This window comes from Tamlana sp. 2_MG-2023 (assembly GCF_030548465.1).
Lineage (GTDB): Bacteria > Bacteroidota > Bacteroidia > Flavobacteriales > Flavobacteriaceae > Pseudotamlana.
This window is the reverse complement of the sequence record NZ_JAUOSF010000017.1, coordinates 21,780-28,605: the sequence shown is the minus strand read 5'-3', so window position 1 is coordinate 28,605 and position 6,826 is coordinate 21,780. Positions and strand designations below refer to the sequence as shown.

At 29.0% G+C, this 6,826-nt stretch carries 5 protein-coding genes; all 5 read right to left on the bottom strand.

The window, feature by feature from the left end:
* Nucleotides 1-33: 33 nt before the first annotated feature.
* Nucleotides 34-240, bottom strand: a complete 207-nt coding sequence (locus Q4566_RS16220; protein ID WP_303423474.1) for a hypothetical protein — start codon at nt 238-240, stop codon at nt 34-36.
* Between the two features lie 30 nt (nt 241-270).
* Entirely contained in the window at nt 271-729 is a 459-nt protein-coding gene (locus tag Q4566_RS16215) for an SRPBCC domain-containing protein (protein WP_303423472.1), read from the bottom strand.
* Nucleotides 730-986: 257 nt separating this feature from the next.
* Nucleotides 987-1,952: an alpha/beta fold hydrolase gene (locus Q4566_RS16210; protein ID WP_303423470.1), complete on the bottom strand. Its 966-nt coding sequence runs from the start codon at nt 1,950-1,952 to the stop codon at nt 987-989.
* A 231-nt stretch (nt 1,953-2,183) separates the two neighbouring features.
* The gene (locus tag Q4566_RS16205) at nt 2,184-4,829 is read right to left on the bottom strand and encodes a hypothetical protein (protein WP_303423468.1); all 2,646 of its coding nucleotides are present in this window, start codon (nt 4,827-4,829) and stop codon (nt 2,184-2,186) included.
* A gap of 236 nt (nt 4,830-5,065) precedes the next feature.
* Nucleotides 5,066-6,826, bottom strand: a complete 1,761-nt coding sequence (locus tag Q4566_RS16200) for a hypothetical protein (RefSeq protein WP_303423466.1) — start codon at nt 6,824-6,826, stop codon at nt 5,066-5,068.

The following is a 6,826-nucleotide window of genomic DNA, read 5'->3' as shown; positions in this document are numbered from 1 at the left end:
TCGTCTCATAATACTGTTCAAATTTAAAAATTATTATTCTACTTTTAAACAGTTCGATTTTAGGGGAAGCTTACAAATTTGCTTCGTCCATCCATAATCTGATTCAGTTTCTTTTGATTGAATTTCAGAATAGGCTATTTCATATTTTTTTTCCAAAGCATTTTTCAGAGAAGCAACTAATTTTTTATCAGCTTCATATCCACCGTTTCCACCGCCTTGAATAAATAATATTGTCTTCATTTGATTGATTTTTATCGATCTAATTAAAGCTCACATTTCGCAATATTTCTTATAAGCATTCAAAATATAAACCCAACCTTGTTCTCCGTTCATCACGTTTCGGTAATCTTCAGCACCTTCTCCGTGATTTTCAAAATTCCGGTGTACAAATTCCACCGTTGTCAAACCTTTATTGTCTTTAAAACCAATTTCTATGTCGCTTGCCTTTTCAGGGTCGGGAACCGGTTCTCGTTTGGGACTTATCTGCCATTTCAATTTTATTTTTTCGTTTTCGGTCAGTTCCGTTACACGGCCCCAATCACAGCGAAATCCGTAAGGTCCTATTTCAGTACAAAGTCCGTCTTTCTGTCCGTTAATCCGAATTTCCTTTAGTTTGTCCTGCGACCAAGTGTATTCTTTAGGCCACCATTCGTTAAGTTCATTCAAAAATTTTCGGAACGCTTTGTCTTTCGCAATTCCAACTTTCAATTCTTTGGTTATTTTTTCCATTGCTAAAGATTTTAAATTTGTGTACTTGTCGTTTTTTGAGCTTGCCGCTAACGGTCTTGTATATGGCTCGTAGCGTGTAAATTAAACAATTATTTTCGGGTTAAGTACAAGCCAGATTTTTAAATTTTACTATTTATTTTTTTTACTGGAAAGTCGTCAAATTTAAAAATTTGGCGACTTTCCAAATACGCCCTAACTTCGTTTAAGCAACTAATTAGCTATGAGCTATATACGGTGTTGTAAAACGTTTTTTTCTTTCAATTGGTTTCAGCTATTAATAATATTTCTTTATTAATTATTTCAGCATTTTCTTTTTTTGTAATTATAGAACCGTGATTTGCATCCATATAAAACTGTTTTCCTTTAGTAGATAGTTCTTTCAGTTCTTTTTGCATTTCGTACCATATTTGAGAATCTCCGTATTGTTCTTTTGCTGTAAAAACTAAAACAGGTAATGAATCTAAACTACTTGATTGACTAGCCCGTAAAAGAATATCATTATTTATACGATTTTCCTTTAGATATCTACGATAAACTTTTCCGGAATAAGAAGTAAGATTGTGTTTACGATTCTGGCAATCTTTTGGTAAATCCTCATCTATAGATTTTCGGCTTCTTAATGAATTATAAACTCCCATTAGTCCCATATCGGAAAGGACTGCAAGAGTTTTTATGAGACCAATTTGATTTTCTTCAAATAACCCATTTTCGGCTAATCGTTTCCATTGTTCTGGATGACTTGAGTCTATAAAGACCATTGCTTTTACTTCATTTGGATATAGGTCTCTAAATATTCGATTATAAGGACCACCCATAGAGTGACCTGCTAATATATAAGGTGGTTTTTCACCATTCTTTTCTAGTAATTTATGTAATTGGCGAGCATAAAATTCTGATGTAATACTGTCTTTACTTGGTTCACTAAACCATTTTCCTTCCCTGTCATAACGAACAACTCTCAAACTTTTTTTCAATCCTTCAGCAACCCAATGAAATACATCTGTATCATTTCCTGCACCTGATTCAAGGATAATAGTTGGTAATTCATTTTTTGGACCTTCTGCTCTTATGTGAAGTTTAGTTCCATCAACATTAACTAATTTTCCTGGTGGAACTGGTTTTGAACTAAATAGTCGGAAACATAATCCAGATACCAATATTAGAATTATAAGTCCAGCAAAAATTTTACCAATCCATTTTATTATTTTTAGTATTAATTTCATCGTTTTCTTTAAATGTTTTACAACGATAAGTATAAGAAATCGTAGGGCAGGTGGTAAGCACTTGCGTTTCGGTTTATTACTTAGCTAAATATAAATATTTTGCTTTTATCTTTTCTATTATAAATGCCAAATTTTATATTTAGCGGACTTTGTAAATATGTGCAGAACATTCGATTAAGCACAAACGCCCTATGTTTTTTATACCTTGTTATATGCTGGCTTTTAATATATCTATTTAGTGAAATGATTGATAAATAATTTACCTAAGTCTTTACGATATTCGCATGATAATTCTTCCTTTAACTTAACATTCAGAGCATTGTTTTTCGCAATTCTTTCTAGAACTACTTTTGATTCATTTTCAAGTAACCAGTTTATGTTAAACTTATCAGATATAGTATAATTATCTAAGTCTAATATGAAACTATAGTATGGGTCAAAAAGTTTTATTTTTTTTAGAGTACTATTATTTAAAATAGTTTTATCATTTAGTTTATAAATGATTGTAACTAAATTGTTTAAAGGAATTCTGAATTTATGAGCAATACCTGTATTTGGGCTTACGTTCTTAAAAACAATAGCTGGTGCTCCATTAATTATTTTCTCATAAGATTTAATATATTCTTTTACGTATACTTTTGTGATTTGAATTGATTCACTAATAATGGCTTGATAAAATAGTTCGCTATTGAATTGATTATCTAATGACCTCTTTATTGTCAAATCAAGTATTTCTTTGTGTTTTTTAGAAACTGAATTCTTTAATGCTTTTAAAGTACCATATTCTGGACTTTCAATAGTCGATTCAATAATTTTAATCAATAAATCTTCACTTTGGTCATCAAAAAAATATTTTTTTTGATTTAGTGCGTAAATAGCATTTGTTATAAGATATCCTTTAGTTAGCTTTTTTTCTATTAACGTTTTAATTAAATCTAAAATCTGTTTAGTTTTAAAAGCGTCTGATTTTTTTAGTAAAGGATGTGCAAGAATTGATAATTCGTGAGTCGAAAAATCTAATTTTTTGATAAACACAATTATTTCATCAAGTAGGTTTTTTTCGAAATCTATTTCTACATAAGTTAAAAGTATACATAGGTTTTCAAATATTCTTTCTGTAGTCCTTCTTAAATCTATGTTTTTTGTTTTATAATCGACGTAAATTATTTCTGATTGCAAATAGTCAATGTTTGCTGAAGAAAAGAAATTTGATAAAGAAACGTTTAGGTAATTAGTTTCTGATTTATAAGGAATTTCATTTATTTTGTTTCTTTGAAAGTACTTTAGAAGATTAGAAGGCTCACAGTTATGAATTATACTCTCTATTATAAAATCATTGAATCTTTCAAAGTGATTTGAAAATTCATTATTCATTGAATGAGAAATGATAAAACTTTCGACTACTTTTTCAGTCAAAGTATTATGCCCTTTATATGTTGTTAAATAATTTCCCTCCATTAGATTAACATACTCACCATATTTGTAATACAACTTCCATGTTAAACTTGATGTATCATTTACACTTTTTCGTTGTTTATAATCTTTGATTTTTGTGTAGATTTCATCTATTGCATTAGCATAATCATTGGTTAATTTGCCATTATTAATAGATGTTAGAATTGAGAAGTGCTCAGATGAAATATTTAATTTATCTAATTCTAATTCAATATCTGGAATGCTATCTTCCCATTTTTTCCATGCAATATCACGTAGGTTATGTTTTGAGACAAAATATATAACAGGTTCTTTATTTTCTTTTGCTTTCAATGAGGTATCCTCAAGTAATATTTTAGCTTTATCATAGTCTCCTATCCTAATTAATCCAAGAGATTGTTGTAGTGATTCCCACAGATTATTTGAATCAGCTTCTAGTTTTGAAACTGTTTTTGCAATGTGTGCAAAGTTTAATTTTTTATAAGAGCAGTTTATGCAATTACAGACTTTAGTTTTTTTAATCTGTATATCTATTTTTTCGTTTGTCACTCCTTTTTTTACTTGAATGATTAAATTATTATTAAGAGTATTAATAATATTATCAATTTTAAATTCAGCATCTTCTACATTTGATATGAACTTTTTGTCTTTAATTTTAATTTTTTCATTAACCTCTATAGATGAAAAAAATGTCAATATATCTTCATGATTAGTATCTAACTTAAAACCATTGTAGTAAGTTCTTGTGTTAATTTTTCTTGAAAAAGAAATTTTGTCAATTAAACGCCAAGATGTAATTCGTCTAAACTTTTTATATTGATTTAAACAGATATATAACTGGTCAATTATATGCTTGTCTTTAATACTTTTGAATAGCTCAAAATTGCTATTTTCGTATACAGGCTTTTTTGGATTTTTATGTTTTTCTTCAACTTCTCGGATTAATTTTTGACGAGAATATTCTTCAGTTGTTAAGATTCCATTTTTAATCGACCTACTAATTATTTTATCAGTTAGATTTTTATAATTATTGAATGTTTTAGTTTTTGTTAAACTAAAAATGTAGTATTCTTTTAAGGTTTTTTTATCTTTTCTTAATCTAAACTCCTTCTTTATCTGACTTGAAGAAAAGAAATAATGGACTTTGTTTCCATCCTCATCGTTTGTATGAAGAAATGCAAAAAAGTTTGTTCTTAGAGTGTCAATATCTTCAACATATTCTTTAGCAATTTTAACTTCATTTTGGTTTTCAAAATATTTTGCTTGTACTATACCTTGTTCTTTGAATTTTCTAAATTCTTGAATACTATTAAATGGAATTTCTACAATGAAATCTGCACCATCTATATCAACACTTCTTTCATTTACATAGAAATATTCGCTTAGGATAGCCTTCGTTCTTGACTCACCACGATTCCCATTGAAGTTTTGTTTGTCAACCATTAAAATAATTATAAGAGTTTAGTTCGGCTTGCATATAACGTCTAGTATATGAAACGTAGCGTGTAAATAGACGCTAACTCTTCGGATTATACACGAGCCGAATTTTTAAATTTTTCTTTTTATCTTTATTTTACTAAAAGCCAAATTTAAAAATTTGGCGGTCTTCGAAAATACACACAAACCTTTCGGAAAGCCTATATTAGCTATGTTTTATATACATTGTTAGCAGCTGGGTTTTATTTGTCATCGAATACTTTTTTAACTTTTTCATACTCTGATTTCAGCATTAATCTGTCTTTTGTCAAGGTTATAATTTTAGCCTTTTTCTTGAATTGGTCTAAATGTTCATTCTCCATTGCACACAATAAAATTTGTGTTTTTTCGGATGTTCTATTAGTCAGCAAGTTTACTATCTTCTCATAGTTAGTGTCAGATTGTTCTTGTTGATTAGGTGTGTCAATTACTAATGCAGATTTGACTTCATTTCCAAACTCTTCAACCATTGTAAAAACACTTAAATAATATGCTAAAATGGCTCTAGAACCCTCAGCAGCTCCACCTTCTTTTATCACTTTATTATAATCTAGGGGCGAATCAATTGAAGAAATATTAACTGCTTCAGCATCTAGTAATTCTATATAATCAGAAAAAATTGAACTGAATGAGCTGTTAATGCTTTCTATATCTTCAAGAGTAATTAAACCTTTTTGTTCTTTACCTATTTCCCTTATGTCTTTTTTGAGTGTGTCTACAGAATTAACTTTTTGAATTTTATCTTTTAATACATTCTGTTTAATTGAATTACCAGCAATGTTTTCTATGATTTGATTAAAATTAAAATCTCTATGTTCTATTTCATCGCTTTTTTCAGAATTCTCATTTTCGATTTCTTGAGAAACTTGTAGTTCCTCATTTATAACATATTTCTCATTTATTTGAAGAATGCTTTCTCTTGCTTTATTTAAATTGATATTAGCATTACTAAGTTTTTTGTTAATCTTGTCAAGTTCAGTTACAATCGATTCTAATTGATTCTCCGCTTGACTTTTGTCCGTCATTATTGAAGTTCTATTTATTATTGAATTCTCGTGGACAATGCCGCATAAAGGACATTCTACTTCATCTTCTTCTATATTTTCAATTGTAAATTTGTAATCTTTATCGAGTTCCGAAATGATTTTTTCAGTAATTATTTGTTGTTGCTCTAGATATACTCTATCACCATTTAGAGAGGTTAATTGGCTAAGTATTTTTTCTTGTTCTTCTTGTAATTTTTTTAAATCAACTTTAATTTCTTCAGTTAATACTTCGAATTCTTTTGCTTCAGTTGTTGCATTAGTAATATGTGGAATATATTCTTCAACTACTTCTAAAGTTGTTTCAATTCTATCGATTTGAGTCTGCACAACTTTTTTCGTATCCTTCTTCTCAGCTTTGTCACTTTCAAGTTCAAAATGTTTAGGCGTAAGTAATCCTACGTGGTACTTTATTATTGTACTTCGCCAGCTGGAAAATTGTTCTAATTTCTCAAAGTTGTCCCAAGCTTTTGACCAACTTCTTTTTTGGTCAATATAAAAGGGTAAAAAATAAAACGCAGGTGGTGGGGTTTCCATTAAACCTGAACTACGATTTGGAAGAAGAGCTTTAAATTCTAAAATCTCAGCTATTTTTTCAGAGTATTCTCCAGTTATTTTTTCGTAATCAACAAAATCACTGTCATTGATTTTGAGAGAAATTTGATTTTTGTATCGCTTGACGATATAATTTTCAGTTTCAACACTAAATTCGACAATAGTTTTGCTATCAGTTGTACTCCAATTTGTATCCAAAGTTGGTTCACATCCAACACCCCAAAACAATAGTTTAACCAATGTAGATTTACCTACACTATTATCAACTGCCGTTATTAGATTCAAAGTTTCGCTGAATTCGAATTGATTTGCTGATTTTGTTGAATTTGATAGAATCAGCAGACGTTTGAATTTTAAGTTTGGCAT